This window comes from Pseudomonas sp. 1L-E-NC-VB-C3, assembly GCF_057291535.1.
Genome location: NZ_JBXAWD010000005.1, coordinates 129,836 through 151,922 on the forward strand (window position 1 = coordinate 129,836; position 22,087 = coordinate 151,922).

Sequence of the window (22,087 nt, forward strand, 5' to 3'; positions counted from 1 at the left end):
TGAAGAAGCCCCGAATGTTCGGGGCTTTTTTTCGTCTGCGCGTCAGTCGTTGGGCAGTGGCATCTTGTCGTCATCAGGAATGCCATCGCCCGAGCTCGGCTCTGGCGAAACGTCCGGCGTCAGCACATTTGGCCGCGCCATCGGGTCGCGCATCGGGCTGTCCGGGTCCAGCACCGGATCAACCTCCGGCTCCGGCGTGGTCGGTACGCTGTCAGGTTTGTGGTCATCGAAGCTTGAATCGGTACTCATACGCACCTCACATCAAGGTTTCAGATCGGCTAACGGATCATAGGGCTTGGCCGGTTTCTTCGGATCTTCACCGGGCTCGACATCCTGCGGGGCCTTAGCCGGACCGACCGGATCAACTTGCGGATCCTCGAGGTCCGGCGAATCCGGATCGAAGCCCAGATCATCGCCCGAGGAATGTTCGGACGAGTGTGGGCCTTTCGGGGTTTGGGAATCTGCCATGTTGCCTCCTTGATTCACCCGCGAAGCACGGGCATTAATCTTCAGAGGCTGGCCGGGCGCAGTCGTGCCCGGCAGATGACGAACGGAGGTCTATTGCGCCGCGAGGGCCTTACGCGCCTGCGCCGCAGCGTTTTCTTCACCGGCCTGCGCCAGCTCATCGGCGGCTTTCAGCCAACGGGAGGGGTCGACAGATGCCGGAATCTGCGACGGTTTCTGAATGAGAATTGCCCAGCCACCGGCCTTTTCGAGCGCTGATTCAAAGCTGCCGAAGTCCATCAACTGCCGACGATTCATGCCGGCGCGCAGCAGGACCTTCTGTTTGTTGCGGTCGTAGCCGGACAGGATCGCGTAACGCGGCTCGGCCCAGAATGCCGAACCTTCACTGAAACGCACCATGACCGGGTAGCCCGCCGCGACCTGGGTCAGCAAGGCTGGCAGCTGGCTGTCGAGCGGATAAACCACCAGGCCATATTCGCGGGCGAGGTTCTGCATGTTCTGCTGCAGCTTGTCCTCAGCCCCCGGCAAGTGCAGCGGTTTTTCCAGAAGGCCCGGGGTGATGACGATGCCTTGTTGCGACAGCAGACTGGCCAGCACCTGTGGCCCACTCTGGTTGGCTTCGCCACGATAGAAGGTGCCGCTGAGTTCAACTCGCTCTGGCAAGCGTTTGACTTCTGGCGCTACGTTGCCCGCACATCCGCTCAGCACCACCGCGCAAGCGCCGGCAAGCAACGCTCCACGCACTCGAGAAAATACCTGAACCATCGTCACTCTCTTCCAGACGCCGGTCATCGTGTTCCGGCAACGCCAGCGATCATAGAGCCGCACCCGCCTGCGGTATAGCCTTAAACCGCAGAGCGGGCGATTGCATAGAGCAAACTGATTGGTCACTAACGACCTTTGGTCAATAGCTTGAAACACCCCATTGACTAGACTGTCACTGAAATAGAGCGAATTGCGAAAAGCGAGCGCCCGACGCAGGGCGAAGAGGAGGCACCAATGAGCCTGACCATGACCATCGTGATGTTGATAGCCGGCTGGCTGGCCGTGGCGACTGCCATGTTGTGGGGTGTGCTGCGGATTTCGCGGCGGCATCATCCGGTGCAGACGATGCCGGTTGAGAAAACAGAGAAGCATCCAGTGCGGCACGCTGCTGCGCATTGAAGATCAAGAGCCCCTCACCCTAGCCCTCTCCCGGAGGGAGAGGGAACTGACCGGCCCCCTCTCCCTCGGGAGAGAGCTGGGCGGGCGGCGTTCCGATGAGGGACAAGCCCTAAACCATACCCCCAACATCAAAGCGAAAAAAAACCGCCTGAGCTCAACCAGCCCAGGCGGTTTTTTGTGTTCTCAGCAATTACGCCTGCTGAGCAACCTTCTTCTGCTTCGCCCGGCGCGACAGCATGTTCAACACTTCGATACCGGCCGAGAACGCCATGGCCGCGTACACATAACCTTTCGGTACGTGGGCGCCGAAGCCCTCAGCGATCAGCGTCATGCCGATCATGATCAGGAAGCCCAGCGCCAGCATGACCACCGTCGGGTTATCGTTGATGAACTTGGCCAGCGGATCAGCCGCGAGCAGCATCACCAGCACCGACACCACCACCGCGATGATCATGATCGGCAAGTGTTCGGTCATGCCGACAGCGGTAATGATGCTGTCGATCGAGAACACCATGTCGAGCATCAGGATCTGACCGATGGCCGCGGCAAAACCCAGGGTTACGGTCGAAGTCGCGGTCTTCGGGTCTTCCGGCGACGGGTCCATGCTGTGATGGATCTCGGTCGTGGCCTTCCACACCAGGAACAGGCCACCGGCGATCAGGATCATGTCCTTCCAGGAGAACGCCTGGCCAAGGATTTCGATCACAGGCTCGGTCAACTGCACGATGAACGCGATGGTGCTCAACAGGGCCAGACGCAGAATCAGGGCCATGCCGATACCGATACGACGCGCCTTCTGCCGATGCTGTTCGGGCAATTTGTTGGTCAGGATCGAAATAAAGATCAGGTTATCGATGCCGAGCACGATTTCCATTACCACCAGTGTGGCCAAAGCAACCCAAGCGGTGGGGCTGGCGGCGAGTTCTAACAGATATTCCATGGGTCAGTCCTGACTCTGTGTAAGACGGTTTAGATGGTCTTGGAGGAAGATTCGGATTCTTCCGCTTGTTTTTCCGGTGTTTCTTTTTTCTCGATCAAACCACCAGTGGCATCGCTGAGCGCTTGCTCAGCGGCTTTATGGGTGTCGTCGATTGCTTGTTTGGCGGTTTCAGCCGCCGCGCCCATCAGTTGTTGGGCGCTTTTTTCCGCCTGATCACAACCGGCCAGAACCAGTAAAGACGCAAACATCACTGCGGGAAATGTGTATTTCATAAGGTTTCCTTCGAATGAACAGACAGGCGCACACACCGGCCGTCGATGGCTGGGCATTCTAGGGAGATGAACACTTCAGGAAAATTCGTATTTTTAGCGGCTATACTTCGGTTTTCACGAAGTGGCCATCACTATGCTCAATTACCGACAACTGCATTACTTCTGGGTTGTAGCCAAAACCGGCAGCATCGTCCGGGCGTGCGAGCAGCTGAACCTGACGCCACAGACGATCAGCGGACAGATTTCACTGCTCGAACAAACCTATGGCGTGGAATTGTTTCGCCGGGTTGGCCGACAGCTGGAGCTCACGGAAGCCGGGCGCCAGGCCCTGCCCTACGCCGAGCAGATGTTTCAACTGGGCGGCGAGCTGGAGCTGATGCTGCGAGCGCAGCCCAACGAGCAGCAGATCCTCTTTCGCGTCGGCGTGGCCGACGTGGTGCCCAAATCCATTGTTTATCGCCTGATCGCGCCGACCATGGAATTGAGCGAGCCGCTGCGCATCACCTGTCGCGAAGACAAACTCGAACGTCTGCTCGCTGATCTGGCCATCCAGCGTCTGGATCTGGTGATTTCCGACAGCCCGATGCCTTCGCATCTGGACATCAAAGGCTACAGCCAGAAGCTCGGTGAATGCGGGATCAGCTTCTTCGCCACCGCCGAACTTGCCGCGCAGTATGGCCAGGATTTCCCGCGCAGCCTGCACGGCGCACCGCTGCTGATTCCCGGCGCGGAAACCGTGGTGCGCAGCCGTTTGCAGCGCTGGTTCGCCGAACAGCAGATCCAGCCGCAGATTGTCGGCGAATTCGATGACAGCGCTTTGATGCAGGCCTTCGGCCAATCCGGCAGCGGGATCTTTATCGGCCCGAGCGTGATTGCCGAGGAAGTGAAGCGCCAGTACGGCGTCGAGCTGATCGGCCAGACCGACGCGGTGAGCGAGTCGTTCTATGCCATTTCGGTGGAACGCAAGGTCAAGCACCCTGGCATCGTAGCGATTACCGAGGGTGCCCGACGCGAGCTGTTTACCGGGTTATGAAGCGCAGACTTCCCGCGGCTTGAGCGTCATCAGCACCATGGCGAGGAACACCGACAGCAAAATGAAGCCTGCAGCGGCAAAGCCAAGGAAGCCCAGCCCGGCACTGTCGATCACCCGGCCGCCGACCATCGCGCCCAGGCCGATGCCGAGATTGGCCCCGGCGATGTTCAGTGACGCGGCAAAGGCCGGCGCTTCCGGCGCGGCTTTCATCAGGCGCACATGGCTGACCAGGAACAGCGCCGCCTGAGTCACGCCCCAGATGCCCATCGCCACCGCCAGGCCGACTGGCGAATGAATGTTCGGCACCAGCGAAACCATACCGGCGATCATGAACGCACAGAACAACACCGACGCCCCCAGCGGATGCCGATCCACCGCACGCCCGCCAAGCGAGTTGCCGATCAGCCCGACTGCGCCAAACGCCATCAGGCACCAGCCGACCACGGTGCCGTTGAATCCGGCAAGTCGTTCGAGGATGTCAGCAAGGTAGGTGTAAGCGGTGAACATGCCGCTGAACACCAGAATCGACAACAAGATATGGCCGAGCATCAGCGGGCTGCGCAGGATCTTGAACTGCGAACGGAAGCTGACCTGATGCTGGTGCAGACTGGTTTTCGGCAGATAGACAAACAGCAGCAAGGCTTTGGCAAACGCGATCAACGCCAGAATGCCGAATGCGCTGCGCCAGCCGAACGCATCGGAAATCAACGTACCGACCGGAATGCCGAACACCGTGGCGCAGACGATACCGAAGCCGATCTTGGCGATGGCGCGGCCGGCGAAATCCGGGCCGACGATGTCCACCGCCGTCTCACTGGCCAAGGCCCAGAACACCGGCAAACCCAACGCCGGAATCAACCGTGCGATGGCCATCACCCAGATATTCGGCGCCAACGCTGCAACGGTGTTGGCCAGACCGAACATGATCAGAATGCTGATAAACAGTTTGCGCCGTTCGAATCGGGCGAAATACGCGGTCAGGAATGGGCCGAACAGCGCCACGGTAAAGGCAAACAAGGTCACCAGCAGCCCGGCTTGCGGGATGCTGACTTCGAGGTCTCGGGCGATCGCCGGCAACAGGCCGACAATGACGAATTCCGTGGTCAGCACCGTGAACCCGGCGGCGGACAACAGAAGAATAGGCAACAGCATGCGCAACTCCAGCAAAACGACGACACCAGCGATGACCCGGAGGCCCGCTGGCAGAACTTGAAAATGAGGATGGCGAAGCTTAACAGACTGCGTCCGCACTGAGTTGCCCAAAACTGCCGATCTGCCGGGCCGATCCGGTGGCAGATCGTCACAGGCCTGAAGGTTCACGCCTACGCTGTGATAAAGTCCGCGCCCTGAAAATCGTACAGCTGTTCAACGTGCCGTTTGGCGGCGTTGATGTCACTTCGACAGGCGTTTCGTGACTGCCCACGACGCTTCGCACCCTATAAAAAACAGAGATGCCGCTATGACCGCTTCATCCCCTTCGTTACTGCAACGCCTGAAACGCCTGAGTCTGGTCAGCCAGATCGTCATTGGTCTGATCGCCGGTATTGCCCTGGCCCTGATTGCACCGGAGCTGGCGAAGTCCACCGCGTTCATCGGCAAGGTGTTTGTCTCGGCGTTGAAAGCCGTGGCGCCGATTCTGGTGTTCGTGCTGGTGATGGCCTCGATCGCCAACCACAAGCACGGTCAGGAAACCCACATCCGCCCGATCCTGTTCCTCTACCTGCTGGGTACATTCAGCGCTGCGGTGGTGGCCGTGGTCGCCAGCATGGCGTTCCCGTCGAATCTGGTGTTGTCCACCGAAAACGTTGCCGTGACTGCGCCCGGCGGCATCGGCGAAGTCCTGCAAAGCCTGTTGCTGAGCGTCGTCGATAACCCGGTCAGCGCGCTGATGAATGCCAACTTCATCGGCATTCTGGCCTGGGCGATCGGCATGGGCATTGCCATCCGGCATGCCGGCGACACCACCCGCGAGGTACTGGGTGACTTGTCCAATGGCGTCACCGTGATCGTCCGCGTGGTCATTCGCTTCGCGCCGCTGGGCATCTTTGGCCTGGTCGCGTCGACACTGGCCACCTCCGGTTTCGGCGCGCTGCTCGGCTACGCGCACCTGCTGGCGGTGCTGCTGGGCTGCATGCTGTTCGTCGCGCTGGTGATGAACCCGCTGATCGTGTTCTGGAAGCTGCGCCGCAACCCGTACCCGCTGACCCTGATGTGCCTGCGCGAAAGCGGCATCACCGCGTTCTTCACCCGCAGTTCGGCGGCGAACATTCCGGTCAATCTGGAATTGAGCAAGCGCCTGGGTCTGCACGAAGACACCTACTCGGTATCGATCCCGCTGGGTGCGACCATCAACATGGCCGGTGCGGCGATCACCATTACCGTGCTGACCCTGGCGGCGGTGCACACCTTGGGCATCGCTGTGGACATTCCGACCGCAATCCTGCTCAGCGTCGTCGCAGCCATTTGCGCGTGTGGTGCCTCGGGTGTGGCCGGTGGTTCGCTGCTGCTGATTCCGCTGGCGTGCAGCCTGTTCGGCATCCCGAGCGAGATTGCCATGCAGGTCGTGGCGGTGGGCTTCATTATTGGCGTGCTGCAGGATTCGGCGGAGACCGCGCTAAACTCGTCGACTGACGTGCTGTTTACAGCGGCGGCTTGCCTGGGCGAGGAAGAAAAAGCTCAGCGTACGGCGTAACCGCCTTACCTTGTGGGAGCGAGCCTGCTCGCGAAAGGGGCGAGACATTCAGCATTAATATCGCCTGATACGCTGCATTCGCGAGCAGGCTCGCTCCCACAGAAAAACAAAAGCCCGCCAAGGCGCGAACCTTGGTGGGCTTTTTCGTATACGGGTGTTTAGAACGCGCCCATGTAATCGCGCTTGCCCACTTCAACGCCGTTATGACGCAGCAGCGCGTAGGTGGTGGTGACGTGGAAGAAGAACTGCGGCAAGCCGTAAGTCAGCAGATACGCCTGACCACTGAAGCGCTTCTCTTTCGGCGTGCCCGGACGGGTCACGATTTCGATGCCTTCCTTGCCGTCGATCTGCTCTGGCTTGATCTCGCCAATGAAGGCCAGAACCTTGGTGATCAGCGCTTGCAGTTCGGCAAAGGTAGTTTCAGTGTCGTCGTACTTCGGCAGTTCGACTTCGGCCAGACGCGCCGACACGCCTTTGGCGAAATCCACGGCGATCTGCACCTGACGCACCAGCGGGAACATGTCCGGGTACAGACGCGCTTGCAGGAAGACGCTCTGGTCGATGTTTTTCGCGCTGGCGTGGGCTTCGGCCTTTTTCAGCACATCGCTCAGGGCGTTGAGCATTTGTTGAAAAACCGGGACGGATGCGGCGTACAGTGAAATGGTCATGGCAGTCTCATGTGATGGCTGGGTAATACGTGGTGGCGATTATAGCCATGCTTGATGAGCACACGGCTTGCCTTTTGTTTGGCAAGGATTAGGCTAGGCGGCTTCGACTGCAGAGGGAACGCGCGATGAGCAACGAACAAGAATCCACCTCCGAACAGCCACGGTTAAATGCCACGGAAATCCGCATTCTCGGTGCGCTGATCGAAAAACAGGCCACCAGCCCGGAAACCTATCCGCTGACCCTCAACGCGCTGGTGCTGGCCTGCAATCAGAAAACCAGTCGCGAGCCGGTGATGAACCTCAATCAGGGTCAGGTCGGGCAGAGCCTGCGGGCGCTGGAAGGTCGAGGTTTCACCCGGCTGGTCATGGGCAGCCGTGCCGACCGCTGGGAGCACAAGGTAGACAAGGCGCTGGAGCTGGTGCCGGCACAGGTGATTCTGACTGGCTTGATGTTTCTGCGCGGACCGCAGACCGTCAACGAACTGCTGACCCGCAGCGGGCGCATGCACGAGTTCGAGGACGCCGAGCAGGTGGTTCATCAGCTTGAACGGCTGATCGCACGCGGTCTGGCGGTATTGATTCCGCGTCAGGCCGGGCAGCGTGAGGATCGTTATACCCATGCCCTGGGCGACCCGGCGGATATCGAGGCGATATTGGCGGCGCGGCAAAATCCTGGGGAGCGCTCGAGCGCTGGTGTTTCCCTGGAGCGTATCGAAGAACTGGAAGCGCGGATCGCCGCACTGGAAGAACGCCTGGCCCGCCTCGAATAATCGCAACAGAACCTCTGTGGGAGCGAGCCTGCTCGCGAAAGCGTAGTGTCAGTCACCACGACCTCGAATGACCTGCCGCCTTCGCGAGCAGGCTCGCTCCCACAGGGGACATCTGCGAATTTCAGATGTTATTCCCCATCCCAATAATCCACCCCATCCACCTGCCGCGCGACAGCGACAAAGCCCGAGGCCTTGCCCTCGGCATCCACCGTGAAATTATCCATCACCGCATACTTGTTCGAATCCGGATACTCGCAGATCTCCGGCTGCTGCTGAGTGCTGATCGCCAGATAACGCAGCTCATCCGCGCTGGTATTGATGATCTGGTGAGCCTTTTCCGGTCCTCCCGGTGGGCAGGCGATCACATCACCGGCGCGGATCGGAAAACGCTCACCTCCCAACCGCACCTCGCCCTCCCCGGCCACCACGTAGAACATCTCCTCATTGACCCGATGGCTGTGGAATGGACTGCCGCGCATGCCCGCTGGCAGCGCATACAGGCGATAACCGAGTTTCTGCGCACCCAGTTGCTGGCCGATCCGCGCGATACGCTGCTGATAACGCCCGGCAGTGTCGCCTTCAGGGGCCAGGGCTTCGGGAAGGGCTTCGAGTTCGACCTCGTTCAGGTTGAGGATGGGCGGATGCATGGGCGGCCTCGGTTATGGTTTTTGTGGTGGGCACATCTGTGCGTGCTGGCGAGGATTATAGATAGTGATCCAGAACCGCAGCGCGGCCTTCGCGAGCAGGCTCGCTCCCACATTCAATCGCATTCCAGCTCAACCTGTGGGAGCGAGCCTGCTCGCGAAGAGGCCAGCCCAGCCACTAAAAGATCAATCAGCTACGCGCAAAATCCACCGCCGCCGCAAACTGCGCCTCATTCGGCCGCACCCCGGTGTACAGGACAAACTGCTCCAGCGCCTGAATCGCAATCACCTCAAGCCCGGTGATCACTCGCTTGCCCTCGGCCCGCGCCCGCACAATCAGCGGCGTCTCCGAAGGTATCGCCACCACGTCGAATACGGTCTCAGCCGCTTTGATCACTTCAGGCTCGAACGCCAGTTGCCCCGCCTCCGGCCCGCCGTCCATGCCTACCGGGGTGACATTGATCAGCATCTGCGGGCGCTCGTCACCCAGCTCTGCCTGCCAGCGATAACCCAGCGAATCCGCCAAGGCGCGGCCGGCCCGCTCGTTACGGGCGACAATCAAACCGTTCTTGTAGCCACCATCGCGCAGGGCGCTGGCCACCGCTTTGGCCATGCCGCCGCTGCCGCGCAGGGCGAAGGTCGAATCTTTCGGCACCGCGTGGCTTTCCAGCAATTGCGCGACGGCGATGTAATCGGTGTTGTATGCCTTGAGGTGGCCGCCAGTGTTGACGATGGTGTTGATCGACTGGATCGCCGCCGCCGACGCATCCAGCTCATCGACCAGCGCAATGCAGGCTTCCTTGAACGGCATCGACACGCCGCAGCCACGAATGCCCAGCGCCCGGATGCCACCGACCGCGCCGGTCAGGTCCTGGCTGCTGAACGCCTTGTAGTAGAAGTTCAGGCCCAGCTGTTCATACAAATGGTTGTGAAAACGCAGACCGAAATTCCCCGGCCGCCCCGACAGGGACATGCACAATTGGGTGTCTTTGTTCGGGTTCATCTGCATGAAACTTCTCCTTCAAACGCACTTTCGGATGGACGGGATTGGCCAGCCCACCGGGTTCTGAATCATCATTGCGGCTTGTCTGTGGCGCTGCGCAGCCGGGTAAAGAAGCCGCTACAGACCTTACACAAAATTTACCCAGCGGCTGTGCTGAATTTCGCAAATTTGCTGTCTTAGCTGTATCCCCGCGACAACTGTGGGCCTGACTCAGGCCGCGGCGCCGGGTCGAAGAACCGAGGACTTATCATGATTCGTAAACTTCCCATCATGGCTTTGTTGATTGGCGCACTCGCCGTCACCGGCCAGGCTGAAGCGGGTGGTGGCCATGGCTGGCAGGGCCCTGCAGTGTTTGGCGCGATCGTCGGCTCGGCCATCATCGGCTCGGCACTGATCAACCAGGATCGGCCGGTGTACGTGCAGCAGCAGCCGGTTTATGTTCAGCCGCAACCGGTCTACGTGCAGCAACCGCCGCCACCGGTCTATTACCAGCCGGCGCCGGTGTATGTACAACAACCGGTCTACGTGCAGCCGGCCCCCGTCTATTACGGCCCGCCTCGTGGTTATTACGGTCGCCCCCACGGCTACTACGGCGGCCCGCATGGCTACTACGGCGGTCCACGCTGGTAAGCGCAACACAGAGCCCCGTTTTCAAGCGGGGCTTTTTTATGACCGCTGGTCGGCCAACGTCTGAAAAAATCTCGCCAGGGTCGCTGTGAGAACAGTTTGAGCAGCTAAAGTCGGCATGATGGAATCGACCGTAGAGATTTTTTTCATCAAACGGTCACCGCTTTGTCATGACGGAACCGCAATCTGAATCCGTCCGTAAACAACAGATCGATAACAACAAGGACGACTGTATGCCCACACAAAACCCGCACCGCATCGTCGGTCTGTGCACCTCGAGCAAGGTGTACAGCGCGCTCACCGAGCTCAAGCACCTGGAAGGCCATCGCTGCGCCAAGCTGCTGTCCCTGCTCGCCGAAAACCTCGTGCACAAGGGCCTGCTCAATGAGCGCGAAGTCATGCACATGCTCGATCAAGTGGTCGAATGACGCCAGACCTCACTGGCATCAATGACCACTATCGAAAGCGTTGATTGTCCGTCGTGCCGGCAAATCCCTAAGGTAGCCCCATCAGTTTGATGGAGGTTTTCCCATGGCACAGGTTCAAATCATGTCGGTGATCGGCAGCGCAGTTCCCGCTTCGCTGCGTGCATCCGGTTTGCTCGCTTGCTGGTATCTGGTGCGCGATGGCGAGCCGATCAGCGGCCCGCTCACCTCGTTACCAGCGGCGCAGGCCTTGTCGCAACAGGTCGCCAGCAGCACGTTTCACGCTTAGGGCAGTTGCACCTTGGGCTTGGTCTCGACGAACAGCGCCCAGCTCGACAGGAACAATGCGGCAATCAGCGGCCCGATCACAAAGCCGTTGAGGCCGAATACCGCGAGGCCGCCGAGGGTCGAGACCAGAATCAGGTAATCGGGCATCTTGGTATCTTTGCCCACCAGAATCGGACGCAGCACGTTGTCGACCAGGCCGATCACGAATACGCCGAACAAGCCCAGCACCACGCCCTGCCAGATCATGCCGCTGAGCAGGAAGTACACCGCCACCGGCGCCCAGACAATCCCCGCGCCCACCGCTGGCAACAGCGACAGAAACGCCATCAGTACCGCCCAGAGCAACGCGCTGGGAATGTCGAGAAACCAGAAAATCAGCCCGCCCAGCGCACCTTGGGTCACGGCCACCACCACGTTGCCTTTGACTGTCGCGCGCACCACGCGGTTGAACTTCAGTTGCAGGCGGCGCTTGTGGTTTTCTTCCAGCGGCACGGCAGTGCGCATCTTGCGCGCCAGCTCGGGGCCGTCACGCAGAAAGAAAAACAGCAGATACAGCATGATGAAAAAGCTCACCACGAATTCGAACGTGCCCTGACCGAAACTGAACGCCTGAGTCGCCAGCGCCTGGCTGCCCTGCATCGCCGCTTTGACGATCTTCTCGCGCAAGCTGTCGAGTTCGCCCATGCCAAAGCGGTCGAGCAAGTGCTGAAAGTACGGCGGCAGGCTGTGCTTGAACTGCGCCAGATACGCAGCGATGTCCAGCTCGCCACTTTCGATGTTCTTGTAGACAGTCGCCCCTTCCTGCACCAGCAGGATGCTGACGATGATCACCGGCAGAATCGCGACCACCAGGCACAGGCTCAAGGTGCACAGCGACGTCACGTTGCGTTGCCAGCCGAACTTCTGCTGCAACCTGCGCTGTACCGGCGCAAACAGAATGCCGAGGATGACAGCCCAGAATACCGCGCCGTAGAACGGCAGAAGAATCCAGATAAAGGCCACCGTGACCAGCACCAGCAGCACTGTCAGGGATTTGAATTGCAGACTCTTTTCGTTCATATCCGGTCCATGTCAGTCAGGCGTCACGCACGCCCGCCCCACTTAGTCAGCCGCCGAGCGCGCGAGTGCCATGTTTATTCATGGAGCATAGATCCAGATCAATGAACCCTCGCAACAGCTGCCCTACCCTGCGCGGCTTTTGCGACTGACATCCAAATGCAGACTCTCATCGCCCCCGAGCTTCTCGCCCCCGCCGGCACCCTGAAAAACATGCGCTACGCCTTCGCCTACGGCGCCGATGCGGTCTACGCTGGCCAGCCGCGCTACAGCCTGCGGGTGCGCAACAACGAGTTCGATCATGCCAACCTGGCGCTGGGCATCCGTGAGGCGCAGGCGCAGGGCAAGCGCTTCTACGTCGTGGTCAACATCGCCCCGCACAACGCCAAGCTGAAGACGTTTCTCAAGGATCTGGCGCCAGTGATCGAGATGGCCCCGGATGCGCTGATCATGTCCGACCCGGGCCTGATCATGCTGGTGCGCCGGCATTTTCCGCAGATGCCGATTCACCTGTCGGTGCAGGCCAACACGGTGAATTGGGCGAGCGTCGAGTTCTGGCAGCAACAGGGACTGAGCCGGATCATTCTGTCGCGCGAACTGTCCCTCGAAGAAATCGGTGAAATCCGCGAGCAGGTGCCGGGCATGGAGCTGGAAGTGTTCGTGCACGGCGCGCTGTGCATGGCCTATTCCGGGCGCTGCCTGCTTTCCGGTTACATGAACAAGCGCGATGCCAATCAGGGCACCTGCACCAACGCCTGCCGCTGGAAGTACACGGCGCAAGAAGCGACGGAAAACCAGCTCGGCGAGATCGTCCAGACCTTTGAACCCGAGCCGACGCTGGGTCTCGGCGCACCGACCGATCAAGTCTTCCTGCTCCAGGAAGCCAACCGCCCCGACGAATTGATGCCGGCGTTCGAAGACGAACACGGCACCTACATCATGAACGCCAAGGACCTGCGCGCGGTGCAGCATGTCGAGCGGCTGACGCGCATGGGTGTTCATTCATTGAAGATCGAAGGCCGGACCAAATCGCATTTCTACTGCGCGCGCACCACCCAGGTATATCGCCGCGCGATCGATGATGCCGTGGCCGGGCGCGAGTTCGATCGCAGCCTGATGCTGGATCTGGAATCGCTGGCCCAGCGCGGCTACACCGAAGGTTTTCTGCGCCGCCATGTGCACGACGAATATCAGAATTATCAGCACGGCAGTTCGGTGTCGGAGCGTCAGCAGTTCGTTGGCGAGCTGACCGGCGAGCGCCGTGATCGCCTGGCCGAAGTGAAAGTGAAGAATCGTTTTGCCGTGGGCGATCATCTGGAACTGATGACACCCAAGGGCAATTTCCATTTTGATCTGCATGAGTTGCAGAGTGTCAGCGGGCAAGCGATCGAAGTGGCGCCGGGGGACGGGCATACGGTGTACGTGCCGATTCCGGATGCGGTGGATTTGCGCTTTGGGTTGTTGATGCGGGATTTGCGTGTTGGTTGACTGGCGATCTTGTCTGGCACTCGCAGCATGGCCGTAATTTGCTGCGAAGCCGATGCCGTCTTCGCGAGCAGGCTCGCTCCCACAGGGAGTTTGTGTCATCCACTGTGGGAGCGAGCCTGCTCGCGAAGAGGCCGGCCCACTCAATGAATAATCCAGACCTCAGCGCAAATCATCCGACAACGGCGTCGGCTCGTCCGCCGGCGGTACATTGTCGTCATCCGGCGGATCCTTCCAGTCATCCGGGCGGTCGGCATCGCTCAATGGGTCGCGGCCCGGATCCATGCCCGGCGGTGCGTCGTGATCGCTCAGGGTCGGCTCGTCAGTGCCGGATACGGGGCGGGTCTGCTCGGTGGGCGCCATGCCACCGGGAACAAGCGAGTCATCAGCCATGCTGCACCTCACAATACTGGCCCGGATTATCCGGGGCGTATTGTTTGGAAGCGCGGATGCTGAGGGCGTGCGGTAGATCAGACCAGCGGCATCAGCCTTGGGCGATAAAGCGATCGCGACTGTTGGTCAGGTGCAGCCACATCGCAGCGCGGGCGGCATCGGCGTCCTGACGTTTGATCGCATTCAGAATCGCCTCGTGTTCCAGATTGGCCAAGTGCCCGAGCTTGCTCAGATCCGCCGCGCCGCGCTCGGCGGCATTCAGGCGATTGCGCGGGATCATCGCACTGCCCAGGTGCTGCATGATCTCGCTGAAACAAGCGTTGCCGGTGGCCTCGGCGATCAGCAGATGAAAACGCCGATCGGCTTCCACGCAGCTGTCATTGTTGGCCAGCAGCCGTTGATAGTCATCCAGCGCCTGACGCATCTGCTGCAACTGCTGCTCACTGCGCCGCTGCGCCGCCAGCGCCGCCGCTTGCGTCTCCAGGCCCATGCGCAATTCGAGAATGCTGCGCACGCCGAGCGCCGTATCGACGTTCAGGCGCAGGCCCTGCTCCGCTGCACGTTCGATGACGAAAGTACCGATGCCATGGCGCGTCTCCACCAGCCCCGAGGCCTGCAACTTGGAAATCGCCTCACGTACCACCGTGCGGCTGACCCCGTGCTCCTGCACGATGGAGTTCTCCGAAGGCAGCTTGTCACCGGGCGACAGTTGCCCGAGCAGGATGCTCTGGGTGAGCTTTTCTACCAGGTCATGAGCGAGGTTGTGCGTGCGTTTGCGCGCGGGCGCGTCGAGGTCTTCTTGCATGATCGGTTCCGGTGATCGGGGCTTACCGATCGTAGCACTGCGGGATGACGGTTGAGATGGATTTTAGCGGTCGATGGGACATCAACTTGTATGACAACACTCAATTACGTCGAATATTTTCGATAGCCAGCCATCACGCATCACCATTCACATCTCAAAAAGGCGCTCCGCTCGACTGGCGCAACAATCAATAAATACAAGCTTAAATCCTGTTTTCGCATAAAAAACCGAACAATCAGAAGAATTTGATCGCCCTCCCCACTTGTAGGACAAAAAATTACAGTTGTATGATGTCTAGCAACAACGCAGCACCCAGCCCTACCCGCATAAAAATAATCAGTGGGAGAAACATCAGTGAAAACCTCCATCTCCGGGATGCAGGACAGCGTCGACCCGACGCTCGCCTCAGCCATCTCCAAAGTCAAACGCCACGTCCTGCCGCTCTTCGTGATCATGTTCATCGTCAATTACATTGACCGGGTGAACATCGGCTTCGTCCGCACCCACATGGAAACCGATCTGGGCATTGGTGCTGCCGCCTATGGCTTCGGCGCCGGGCTGTTCTTCATCGGCTACGCGCTGTTCGAAGTGCCGTCCAACATGCTTCTGCAAAAAGTCGGCGCGCGGATCTGGCTGACCCGCATCATGTTCACCTGGGGCATAGTCGCGGCCTGCATGGCGTTCATCCAGAACGAAACCCACTTCTATATTCTGCGTTTCCTGCTCGGTGTCGCCGAGGCCGGATTCTTTCCCGGGGTGATTTATTACTTCACCCGTTGGCTGCCCGGCGTCGAGCGCGGCAAGGCGATCGCGATTTTCCTCAGCGGCTCTGCCGTGGCCTCGCTGATCTCCGGCCCGCTGTCCGGTCTGCTCCTGCAGATCAACGGGCTGGGCATGCACGGCTGGCAATGGATGTACTTCATCGAGGGGATGTTCTCGGTGTGCCTGTGCGTGTTTGTCTGGTTCTGGCTGGACGCCAAACCCCACGACGCGAAATGGCTGAGCCGCGCCGAACAGGATGCGTTGGTCAGCGCCATCGACGACGAGCAAAAGGCCCGCGAAGCCGCGACGCCGATCCGGCCGTCGCTGGGCAAACTGCTCAAGGACCGGCAGATCATTCTGTTCTGCCTGATCTACTTCTTCATTCAGTTGACCATTTATGCGGCGACTTTCTGGCTGCCGAGCATCATCAAGAAGATGGGCGAACTCAGCGACGTGCAGGTCGGCCTGTTCAACTCGATTCCATGGTTGCTGTCGATCGTCGGCATGTACGCCTTCGCCTCGCTGTCGGCGAAGTGGAAACATCAACAAGCTTGGGTCGCCACCGCCCTGTTGATCGCAGCAGCGGGGATGTTCATGTCCACCACTGGCGGGCCGATCTTTGCCTTCGTCGCGATCTGCTTTGCGGCGCTGGGTTTCAAATCCGCCTCGTCGCTGTTCTGGCCGATTCCCCAGGCTTATCTGGATGCACGCATTGCGGCGGCAGTAATCGCGCTGATCAACTCGGTGGGCAACCTCGGCGGCTTCGTCGCACCGACCACTTTTGGCCTGCTGGAGCAACACACCGGCTCGATTCAGGGCGGCCTCTATGGTCTGGCCGCGACCTCGATCATCGCCGCAATCATCGTCTTCGCTGCGCGCACCACGCCCAAACCCGCTGCTGAAAAGGCTGTGGCCGACGCCGCGCCGAAACACGCCTGACTTCGTCTCGACAAGGAAAACAATAATGACTGTTCACGACACCGCCAAAGCTCCGATCATCACCGACATGCAAGTGATTCCGGTGGCCGGTCACGACGGCATGCTGCTCAACCTGAGCGGCGCCCACGGGCCGTTTTTCACCCGCAACATCGTCATCCTCAAGGACAACGCCGGCCATACCGGCGTCGGCGAAGTGCCCGGTGGCGAGCGCATTCGCCAGACACTGGAAGACGCGCGCAATCTGGTGGTCGGCAGCCCGATCGGCACCTACCAGAAGATCCTCAACCAAGTGCGCCAGACCTTCGCCGACCGCGATGCCGGCGGCCGTGGTCTGCAGACGTTCGACCTGCGCATCACCATTCACGCGGTCACCGGCCTGGAAGCCGCCCTCCTCGACCTGCTCGGCCAACATCTGGACGTGCCGGTGGCGGCACTGCTCGGTGAAGGTCAGCAACGCGACGAAGTGAAAATGCTCGGTTATCTGTTTTACGTTGGCGATCAGCACGAAACCGATCTCGCCTACCGCAGCGAACCGGACGCCGACAACGACTGGTTCCGCGTGCGCCACGAGAAAGCCATGACCGCCGAAGCGGTCGTGCGTCTGGCCGAGGCGGCGCATGCCAAATACGGCTTCAAGGATTTCAAACTCAAGGGCGGCGTGCTCAGCGGCGATGCCGAAATCGAAGCGGTCACGGCACTGGCCGAGCGTTTCCCCGACGCGCGGATCACCCTCGATCCGAACGGCGCCTGGTCGCTGAAAGAAGCAATTCGTCTGTGCCGCGATCAGCACCAAGTGCTCGCCTACGCCGAAGACCCGTGCGGTGCGGAAAACGGTTATTCCGGGCGCGAAGTCATGGCTGAATTCCGCCGCGCCACCGGGCTGAAAACCGCGACCAACATGATCGCCACCGACTGGCGAGAAATGGGCCACGCGATTCAGTTGCAGTCAGTGGACATCCCGCTGGCCGACCCGCACTTCTGGACCATGCAGGGTTCGGTGCGGGTCGCGCAGATGTGCCACGAATGGGGCCTGACCTGGGGCTCGCATTCCAACAACCACTTCGATATTTCCCTGGCCATGTTCACCCACGTCGCCGCCGCCGCACCCGGCGAGATCACGGCCATCGACACCCACTGGATCTGGCAGGACGGTCAGCGCCTGACCAAGGCACCGCTGCAAATTGTCGACGGCTGCGTGCAGGTGCCGCAGAAACCGGGACTGGGCGTGGAACTGGACATGGATCAAATGGCCAAGGCCCACGAACTGTACAAAGGCATGGGCCTCGGCGCGCGGGATGACAGCGTGGCGATGCAGTTCCTGATTCCGGGGTGGAAATTCGATAACAAGCGGCCGTGTCTGGTGCGTTGATCCAGCAGGCGCCGCTGATTTCAATTGTGGGAGCGAGCCTGCTCGCGAAGGCGTCAGGTCAGTCGATAGTGCTGTCGCTGATGCACCGCTTTCGCGAGCAGGCTCGCTCCCACAAGGGGGGGGTTTGTGTCAGGCAGAAACTTGCAGTAGCCAGGTTTTGAACGCTTTCATCGCCACCGTTTCCGCTCGCGACTGCAACCGCGTCAGCCAGTAACTGCCGGTGGTGATCTCGATCGCGAACGGCTGGCAGATCGCATCCGCTGCCAGTTGCCGGGCGAACATCAGCGGCGGCGCCAACGCCACGCCGCCGCCCTGCAACGCCGTTTCAATCATCGCCAGCGACGAATCGAAGACGATGCTTTGCGGTGGCGCAGCCTGGGTCGCCAGGCCCGCCGCCTGAAACCACTGCGGCCATTCATCAGTGCGATAGGAACGCAGCAAGGTCTGCTGCAACAAGTCCGCCGGCGCGTGCAGTTGCCGGGCAATCTCCGGCACGCATAACACCGACAACGGCGCATCGAGCAAGCGTGTCGCCTCAATGCCATGCCAGGCGCCAGCGCCGAACCGAATCGCGTAATCCAGCCCTTCCGCCGCCACATCGACCCGGTTGTTATTCGTCGAGAGGCGTAAATCGATCAGCGGATATTTCCCGCGAAAATCCGCCAGTCTCGGCAACAGCCAACCCACCGCAAACGTGCCCACCGCGCCGACCGTCAACATGTCGCGATACTGCCCACCAGCCAGACGCTCGAGCATCTGCGCAATGTGATCGAATGAGGTGCTGAGCACCGGCAGCAAGGTTTCGCCTTCACTGGTCAGCATCAGCCCACGGGGCAGGCGTTTGAACAGGGTCAGGTTGAGCTGCGCTTCCAGGCTTTTGACCTGATGGCTGACCGCTGCCTGCGTTACGCACAGTTCGACGGCGGCGCGGGTGAAGCTCAGATGACGTGCCGAGGCTTCAAACGCGCGCAGAGCGTTGAGCGGCAGTTGCGGTCGAATCATGGGTTGTCCCAAATTTTTCTAAGGGTTCGTGCGAGTTTTCATCGTTTGTCGAAGGTCGGCAAAGTGCCTAAATTAACCGCGCTGATCAGCCGCCCGATGAAAAAATCACCCGCAGTGTAGCGGGATACAACAAACGACACTCATGGAGAGTGATTCACTCATGTGTTCCTTCAACCCGAGCAAGGTCTTTTCCCACAGCGCTTTCGCACTGTTCTTCGGCAGCGTTGCCTGTCATGCCGCAACGCCGACGGATGCGCAATTGCAGGCACTGGTCAGCCAAGCCGTCACCCCGGTGATGCAGCAAAACAACATCCCGGGGCTGACCGTAGCGATCACCCTGAACGACCAGGTGCATTACTTTAATTACGGAGTCGCTGCCAAAGACACCGGGCAAAAAGTCAGTGAAAACACCCTGTTCGAAGTCGGCTCGGTGAGTAAAACCTTCACCGCCACCCTCGCGGGTTACGCCCAGGCCACCGGCAAACTCGACCTGTCGAGCAAGGCCAGCCAGCTCTGGCCGGAGCTCAAGGGCAGCGCCTTCGACAACATCAGCGTGCTGCAACTGGGCACCTACAGTGCTGGCGGTCTGCCGCTGCAATTTCCTGCCGAGGCGGATTCTTCCGACAAGATGCTCGGCTATTACCAACAGTGGAAACCGCAATTTCCCGCCGGCAGCCATCGCCTGTATTCCAACCCGAGCCTGGGCCTGTTCGGCTACCTGACGGCGAAAAGCCTCGGCCAACCGTTCGAGCAGTCAATGACCCAATCCCTGCTGCCGAAACTCGGTTTGCAGCACACCTTCCTCAGCGTGGCGCCAGCGCAGTCGAAGCTTTACGCCCAAGGCTACGACAGCGCCGACCAACCCGTGCGCGTCAGCCCCGGCGCCCTTGACGCCGAGGCCTACGGCATCAAAACCAGCGCCGCCGACCTGCTGCGTTACGTCCAGGCACAACTGAAACCGGCCAGCCTTGCGCCTGATCTGCACCAAGCCATCGCCAACACCCACATCGGTTATTACCGCGTCGGCGACATGACCCAAGGCCTGGGCTGGGAAAGCTACGCCTACCCGATCACTTTGGAAAAACTGCAAAACGGCAACTCGACCCCCATGGCCATGGAACCTCACAAAGTCGAGTGGCTGACCCCACCGCAAGCTGAGCCGGCCAATGTGCTGTTCAACAAAAGCGGTTCTACGCGGGGCTTTGGTGCGTATGTAGCGTTCGTGCCGTCGCGGGACATGGGCATCGTGATTCTGGCCAACAAGAATTACCCGAACGTCGAACGGGTGAAGATTGCGCACACGGTTTTCGCGGCGTTGGCGGATTAAGAGCAAAAGATCGCAGCCCGAGCCTTCTGCGGCTCCTACAGGATCGGGTTTTCACTCGGTTAACGTTGGAGGTGTCGCAGGCTGCAACAACTTTCGATCAGAAGATGACTTGTGGGAGCGAGCCTGCTCGCGAATGCGCTCGATCAGTCACCTTTCAGCGCCTGAAAAACCGCTATCGCGAGCAGGCTCGCTCCCACATTTGAACTGTGCACTTCACAAAAAAATGTGGGAGCTGGTCTACCAGCTCCCACAGGGATTTTGCTTCACTCACGCAACGCGCAATCAATCATCCGGCATCTGCGGCGGCTTGCTCGGTTTTGCCGGTTTGCTGCCCTTCGCGCCTTTGGCCGGTTCCGGCTCGGTGGCGGCAGGCGTTTGTGCGGCGGCCGCAGCGGCGGCTTCTTTTTCGGCCATGGGCATGGCGTCGATGGTTTCGAAGATTTTCGCCAGGCTCAATGCCTTGGCTTCGTCACCCGAGGCGGAGAGCTTGGTTTCGCCGTCCTTGCCCACCAGGAACACTTTTGGATAAGCGCCGGCGCCGAGCTTCAGCGAGCGCAGCAGGGCCATGGTGTCCTGCTGGCCCATGTCCTTGCCGTCGAGCTGGCCGGACATGCTGAGGATGGTGTAGACCTTGATGTTGCGGTCGGTGACGCCCTTTTTGTTGGCCGGGTCTTCCAGTGACTTTTTCAGGCTCAGCCACACCGGGTCAACGGTGCTTTGCGCAATCACGATCAGCGGACGGGCGCGGCCCACGTCCCCGGCCAGGGGTGAATCGCTGTCAGCGGCGAACAGGGGGCCGGCGATTGCCAGCAAGAGGGTCAGGGTCAGGGACCTGATGAGCATGCGCATCTCCTTTTGATATCCACGCACTACTGATTGCGCATCGTGGCGATTGTTCCGGCGGCGTCTGGCAAAAAGGCATTGCCCTGTCAGAAGCTTAGGTCAGGGAGAACTTTGCGCAACATGACGTAAGCGATCATCGGCACCTCCCTACGGCCGCTGCACAGGAAGTGTTTTTTCCAGGCTGAATCAGAACGCCAACTTGTAACCAATCAACACCAGCATCGTCGCCAGGCACGGGCGCAGGACTTCGTCGGAGATGCGACCGGTCAGGTGGCTGCCGAGCCAGATGCCTGGCAGCGAGCCCATCAGCAGGAAGCCCAGCACGCCCCAATCCATGTTGCCCATGCTTGCGTGGCCGAGGCCGGCGACGAGGGTCAGGGGTACGGCGTGGGCGATTTCGGTGCCGACCAGGCGCCGGGTTGGCAGTAGCGGGTAGAGGATGAACAAGGCGACGGTGCCCAGTGCGCCGGCGCCGATCGAGGTCAGGGCGACCATGGTGCCAAGGATCAGACCGGTGATCACCGTCATGATATTCAGGCGCGAACCGCTCGGGTTGTAGTTGCCACCCGCGCGTTTGTGGGCGAATTCGAGCAAGCGTTTTTTGAAGAAAATCGCCAGCGCCGTGGCGAAGAGGACGAAACCGAGCGCCTGTTTGATAATGGCGTTCATCGCGTCCGGCGCGGTGTGCAGGGTGCTGAGGAACCACAGGGTCATGGCCACGGCTGGCACACTGCCGAGGGTCAGCCAGCCGGTGATCGCCCAGTCGATGTTCTTGTTCTTCTTGTGAACGAGGACGCCGCTGGATTTGGTGATCGCGGCGTACAGCAGGTCCGTACCCACCGCCGTCGCCGGGTTGATGCCGAACCACAGCAGGATCGGCGTCATCAACGAACCGCCGCCCACACCGGTCATGCCGACGATAAACCCCACCACCAGCCCGGCAATCACCAGGCCGAAATTTGCCAATTCCATTCAAACGTCCAGAAAACGACAGGAAAATCTGGCCCGCAGCATAGCGATTTTTCTTATAACCACATATATCGATGCGGTCTATCGTTATGCCATATCGAATTTGCTGCAGTTACCTGTGGGAGCGAGCCTGCTCGCGAAGGGGG

At 60.2% G+C, this 22,087-nt stretch carries 26 protein-coding genes; 11 read left to right on the forward strand and 15 right to left on the reverse strand.

Annotation, left to right across the window (positions count from 1 at the left end; translation table 11 throughout):
- Nucleotides 1-42: 42 nt before the first annotated feature.
- The 3 genes from AC0Z5Z_RS10440 to AC0Z5Z_RS10450 form a co-directional block, all read right to left on the reverse strand.
- Complete coding sequence (locus tag AC0Z5Z_RS10440; protein ID WP_041477156.1) at nucleotides 43-249, reverse strand: hypothetical protein; 207 nt, start codon at nucleotides 247-249, stop codon at nucleotides 43-45.
- A gap of 12 nt (nucleotides 250-261) precedes the next feature.
- Nucleotides 262-468, reverse strand: a complete 207-nt coding sequence (locus AC0Z5Z_RS10445) for a DUF6021 family protein (protein ID WP_056788754.1) — start codon at nucleotides 466-468, stop codon at nucleotides 262-264.
- A 90-nt stretch (nucleotides 469-558) separates the two neighbouring features.
- Nucleotides 559-1,230, reverse strand: coding sequence for a peptidase C39 family protein (locus tag AC0Z5Z_RS10450; RefSeq protein ID WP_485611026.1), 672 nt, complete (start codon nucleotides 1,228-1,230; stop codon nucleotides 559-561).
- A 234-nt stretch (nucleotides 1,231-1,464) separates the two neighbouring features.
- On the opposite strand from AC0Z5Z_RS10450, the gene AC0Z5Z_RS10455 reads away from it, so the two are divergent.
- Complete coding sequence (locus tag AC0Z5Z_RS10455) at nucleotides 1,465-1,629, forward strand: hypothetical protein (protein ID WP_164488349.1); 165 nt, start codon at nucleotides 1,465-1,467, stop codon at nucleotides 1,627-1,629.
- 190 nt (nucleotides 1,630-1,819) lie between these two features.
- On the opposite strand, the gene AC0Z5Z_RS10460 is transcribed toward AC0Z5Z_RS10455, so the two are convergent.
- Together AC0Z5Z_RS10460 and AC0Z5Z_RS10465 are read right to left on the reverse strand one after the other, a co-directional pair.
- Nucleotides 1,820-2,569 carry a TerC family protein gene (locus tag AC0Z5Z_RS10460; RefSeq protein ID WP_016775343.1) on the reverse strand — a complete coding sequence of 250 codons (750 nt, stop codon included), beginning with the start codon at nucleotides 2,567-2,569 and terminating at the stop codon, nucleotides 1,820-1,822.
- Nucleotides 2,570-2,598: 29 nt separating this feature from the next.
- A complete protein-coding gene (locus AC0Z5Z_RS10465) occupies nucleotides 2,599-2,841 on the reverse strand; it encodes a hypothetical protein (RefSeq protein WP_024013465.1) in 243 nt (80 codons plus the stop codon).
- 133 nt (nucleotides 2,842-2,974) lie between these two features.
- Between AC0Z5Z_RS10465 and nhaR the strand changes: the two genes are divergently transcribed.
- Nucleotides 2,975-3,874, forward strand: coding sequence for a transcriptional activator NhaR (nhaR, locus tag AC0Z5Z_RS10470; protein ID WP_016775345.1), 900 nt, complete (start codon nucleotides 2,975-2,977; stop codon nucleotides 3,872-3,874).
- Here nhaR and AC0Z5Z_RS10475 read toward each other — a convergent pair.
- Nucleotides 3,869-5,026 (reverse strand): MFS transporter, encoded by a 1,158-nt coding sequence (locus AC0Z5Z_RS10475; RefSeq protein ID WP_024013467.1) that lies wholly within the window; start codon nucleotides 5,024-5,026, stop codon nucleotides 3,869-3,871. The two genes, nhaR and AC0Z5Z_RS10475, sit on opposite strands and share 6 nt — an antisense overlap.
- A gap of 307 nt (nucleotides 5,027-5,333) precedes the next feature.
- Here AC0Z5Z_RS10475 and sstT point away from each other — a divergent pair, with 307 nt between their 5' ends.
- Entirely contained in the window at nucleotides 5,334-6,566 is a 1,233-nt protein-coding gene (sstT, locus tag AC0Z5Z_RS10480) for a serine/threonine transporter SstT (protein WP_024013468.1), read from the forward strand.
- A gap of 158 nt (nucleotides 6,567-6,724) precedes the next feature.
- On the opposite strand, the gene AC0Z5Z_RS10485 is transcribed toward sstT, so the two are convergent.
- Nucleotides 6,725-7,234 carry a DUF1993 domain-containing protein gene (locus tag AC0Z5Z_RS10485; RefSeq protein WP_041477165.1) on the reverse strand — a complete coding sequence of 170 codons (510 nt, stop codon included), beginning with the start codon at nucleotides 7,232-7,234 and terminating at the stop codon, nucleotides 6,725-6,727.
- A gap of 125 nt (nucleotides 7,235-7,359) precedes the next feature.
- Between AC0Z5Z_RS10485 and AC0Z5Z_RS10490 the strand changes: the two genes are divergently transcribed.
- A complete protein-coding gene (locus AC0Z5Z_RS10490; RefSeq protein ID WP_041477166.1) occupies nucleotides 7,360-8,004 on the forward strand; it encodes a YceH family protein in 645 nt (214 codons plus the stop codon).
- Nucleotides 8,005-8,132: 128 nt separating this feature from the next.
- Here the strand turns inward: AC0Z5Z_RS10490 and AC0Z5Z_RS10495 are convergent, their stop codons facing one another.
- Both AC0Z5Z_RS10495 and AC0Z5Z_RS10500 read right to left on the reverse strand, forming a co-directional pair.
- Nucleotides 8,133-8,651 (reverse strand): cupin domain-containing protein, encoded by a 519-nt coding sequence (locus tag AC0Z5Z_RS10495; protein ID WP_375122406.1) that lies wholly within the window; start codon nucleotides 8,649-8,651, stop codon nucleotides 8,133-8,135.
- A gap of 187 nt (nucleotides 8,652-8,838) precedes the next feature.
- Nucleotides 8,839-9,657 (reverse strand): shikimate 5-dehydrogenase, encoded by an 819-nt coding sequence (locus AC0Z5Z_RS10500; protein WP_122508131.1) that lies wholly within the window; start codon nucleotides 9,655-9,657, stop codon nucleotides 8,839-8,841.
- 243 nt (nucleotides 9,658-9,900) lie between these two features.
- On the opposite strand from AC0Z5Z_RS10500, the gene AC0Z5Z_RS10505 reads away from it, so the two are divergent.
- The 3 genes from AC0Z5Z_RS10505 to AC0Z5Z_RS10515 all read left to right on the forward strand — a co-directional run bounded on the left by AC0Z5Z_RS10505 (nucleotide 9,901) and on the right by AC0Z5Z_RS10515 (nucleotide 10,992).
- Nucleotides 9,901-10,281, forward strand: coding sequence for a hypothetical protein (locus tag AC0Z5Z_RS10505; RefSeq protein ID WP_024013471.1), 381 nt, complete (start codon nucleotides 9,901-9,903; stop codon nucleotides 10,279-10,281).
- Between the two features lie 230 nt (nucleotides 10,282-10,511).
- Nucleotides 10,512-10,706, forward strand: coding sequence for a hypothetical protein (locus tag AC0Z5Z_RS10510; protein WP_016770691.1), 195 nt, complete (start codon nucleotides 10,512-10,514; stop codon nucleotides 10,704-10,706).
- Between the two features lie 103 nt (nucleotides 10,707-10,809).
- A complete protein-coding gene (locus tag AC0Z5Z_RS10515) occupies nucleotides 10,810-10,992 on the forward strand; it encodes a hypothetical protein (RefSeq protein ID WP_041477171.1) in 183 nt (60 codons plus the stop codon).
- Here AC0Z5Z_RS10515 and AC0Z5Z_RS10520 read toward each other — a convergent pair.
- Entirely contained in the window at nucleotides 10,989-12,050 is a 1,062-nt protein-coding gene (locus tag AC0Z5Z_RS10520; protein WP_041477173.1) for an AI-2E family transporter, read from the reverse strand. The genes AC0Z5Z_RS10515 and AC0Z5Z_RS10520 overlap by 4 nt on opposite strands.
- Before the next feature lie 156 nt (nucleotides 12,051-12,206).
- Between AC0Z5Z_RS10520 and trhP the strand changes: the two genes are divergently transcribed.
- Nucleotides 12,207-13,535: a prephenate-dependent tRNA uridine(34) hydroxylase TrhP gene (gene trhP / locus AC0Z5Z_RS10525; protein ID WP_252867898.1), complete on the forward strand. Its 1,329-nt coding sequence runs from the start codon at nucleotides 12,207-12,209 to the stop codon at nucleotides 13,533-13,535.
- A gap of 159 nt (nucleotides 13,536-13,694) precedes the next feature.
- Here trhP and AC0Z5Z_RS10530 read toward each other — a convergent pair whose 3' ends face one another.
- Together AC0Z5Z_RS10530 and AC0Z5Z_RS10535 are read right to left on the reverse strand one after the other, a co-directional pair.
- Complete coding sequence (locus tag AC0Z5Z_RS10530) at nucleotides 13,695-13,925, reverse strand: hypothetical protein (RefSeq protein ID WP_150634898.1); 231 nt, start codon at nucleotides 13,923-13,925, stop codon at nucleotides 13,695-13,697.
- A gap of 91 nt (nucleotides 13,926-14,016) precedes the next feature.
- On the reverse strand, nucleotides 14,017-14,730 hold the full coding sequence (locus tag AC0Z5Z_RS10535; RefSeq protein WP_041477180.1) for a FadR/GntR family transcriptional regulator: 714 nt from the start codon (nucleotides 14,728-14,730) through the stop codon (nucleotides 14,017-14,019).
- 354 nt (nucleotides 14,731-15,084) lie between these two features.
- Here AC0Z5Z_RS10535 and AC0Z5Z_RS10540 point away from each other — a divergent pair, with 354 nt between their 5' ends.
- Entirely contained in the window at nucleotides 15,085-16,431 is a 1,347-nt protein-coding gene (locus tag AC0Z5Z_RS10540) for an MFS transporter (RefSeq protein WP_024013478.1), read from the forward strand.
- A gap of 25 nt (nucleotides 16,432-16,456) precedes the next feature.
- A complete protein-coding gene (gudD, locus tag AC0Z5Z_RS10545; protein WP_485611027.1) occupies nucleotides 16,457-17,800 on the forward strand; it encodes a glucarate dehydratase in 1,344 nt (447 codons plus the stop codon).
- A 129-nt stretch (nucleotides 17,801-17,929) separates the two neighbouring features.
- Here gudD and AC0Z5Z_RS10550 read toward each other — a convergent pair whose 3' ends face one another.
- Nucleotides 17,930-18,802 carry a LysR family transcriptional regulator gene (locus AC0Z5Z_RS10550; protein ID WP_485611028.1) on the reverse strand — a complete coding sequence of 291 codons (873 nt, stop codon included), beginning with the start codon at nucleotides 18,800-18,802 and terminating at the stop codon, nucleotides 17,930-17,932.
- A 160-nt stretch (nucleotides 18,803-18,962) separates the two neighbouring features.
- On the opposite strand from AC0Z5Z_RS10550, the gene ampC reads away from it, so the two are divergent.
- Nucleotides 18,963-20,129, forward strand: a complete 1,167-nt coding sequence (ampC, locus tag AC0Z5Z_RS10555; protein ID WP_485611029.1) for a class C beta-lactamase — start codon at nucleotides 18,963-18,965, stop codon at nucleotides 20,127-20,129.
- A 282-nt stretch (nucleotides 20,130-20,411) separates the two neighbouring features.
- On the opposite strand, the gene AC0Z5Z_RS10560 is transcribed toward ampC, so the two are convergent.
- The gene (locus AC0Z5Z_RS10560) at nucleotides 20,412-20,972 is read right to left on the reverse strand and encodes a DUF4174 domain-containing protein (RefSeq protein WP_116659119.1); all 561 of its coding nucleotides are present in this window, start codon (nucleotides 20,970-20,972) and stop codon (nucleotides 20,412-20,414) included.
- Nucleotides 20,973-21,158: 186 nt separating this feature from the next.
- Entirely contained in the window at nucleotides 21,159-21,944 is a 786-nt protein-coding gene (locus AC0Z5Z_RS10565; protein ID WP_125927590.1) for a sulfite exporter TauE/SafE family protein, read from the reverse strand.
- Nucleotides 21,945-22,087 lie beyond the last annotated feature (143 nt).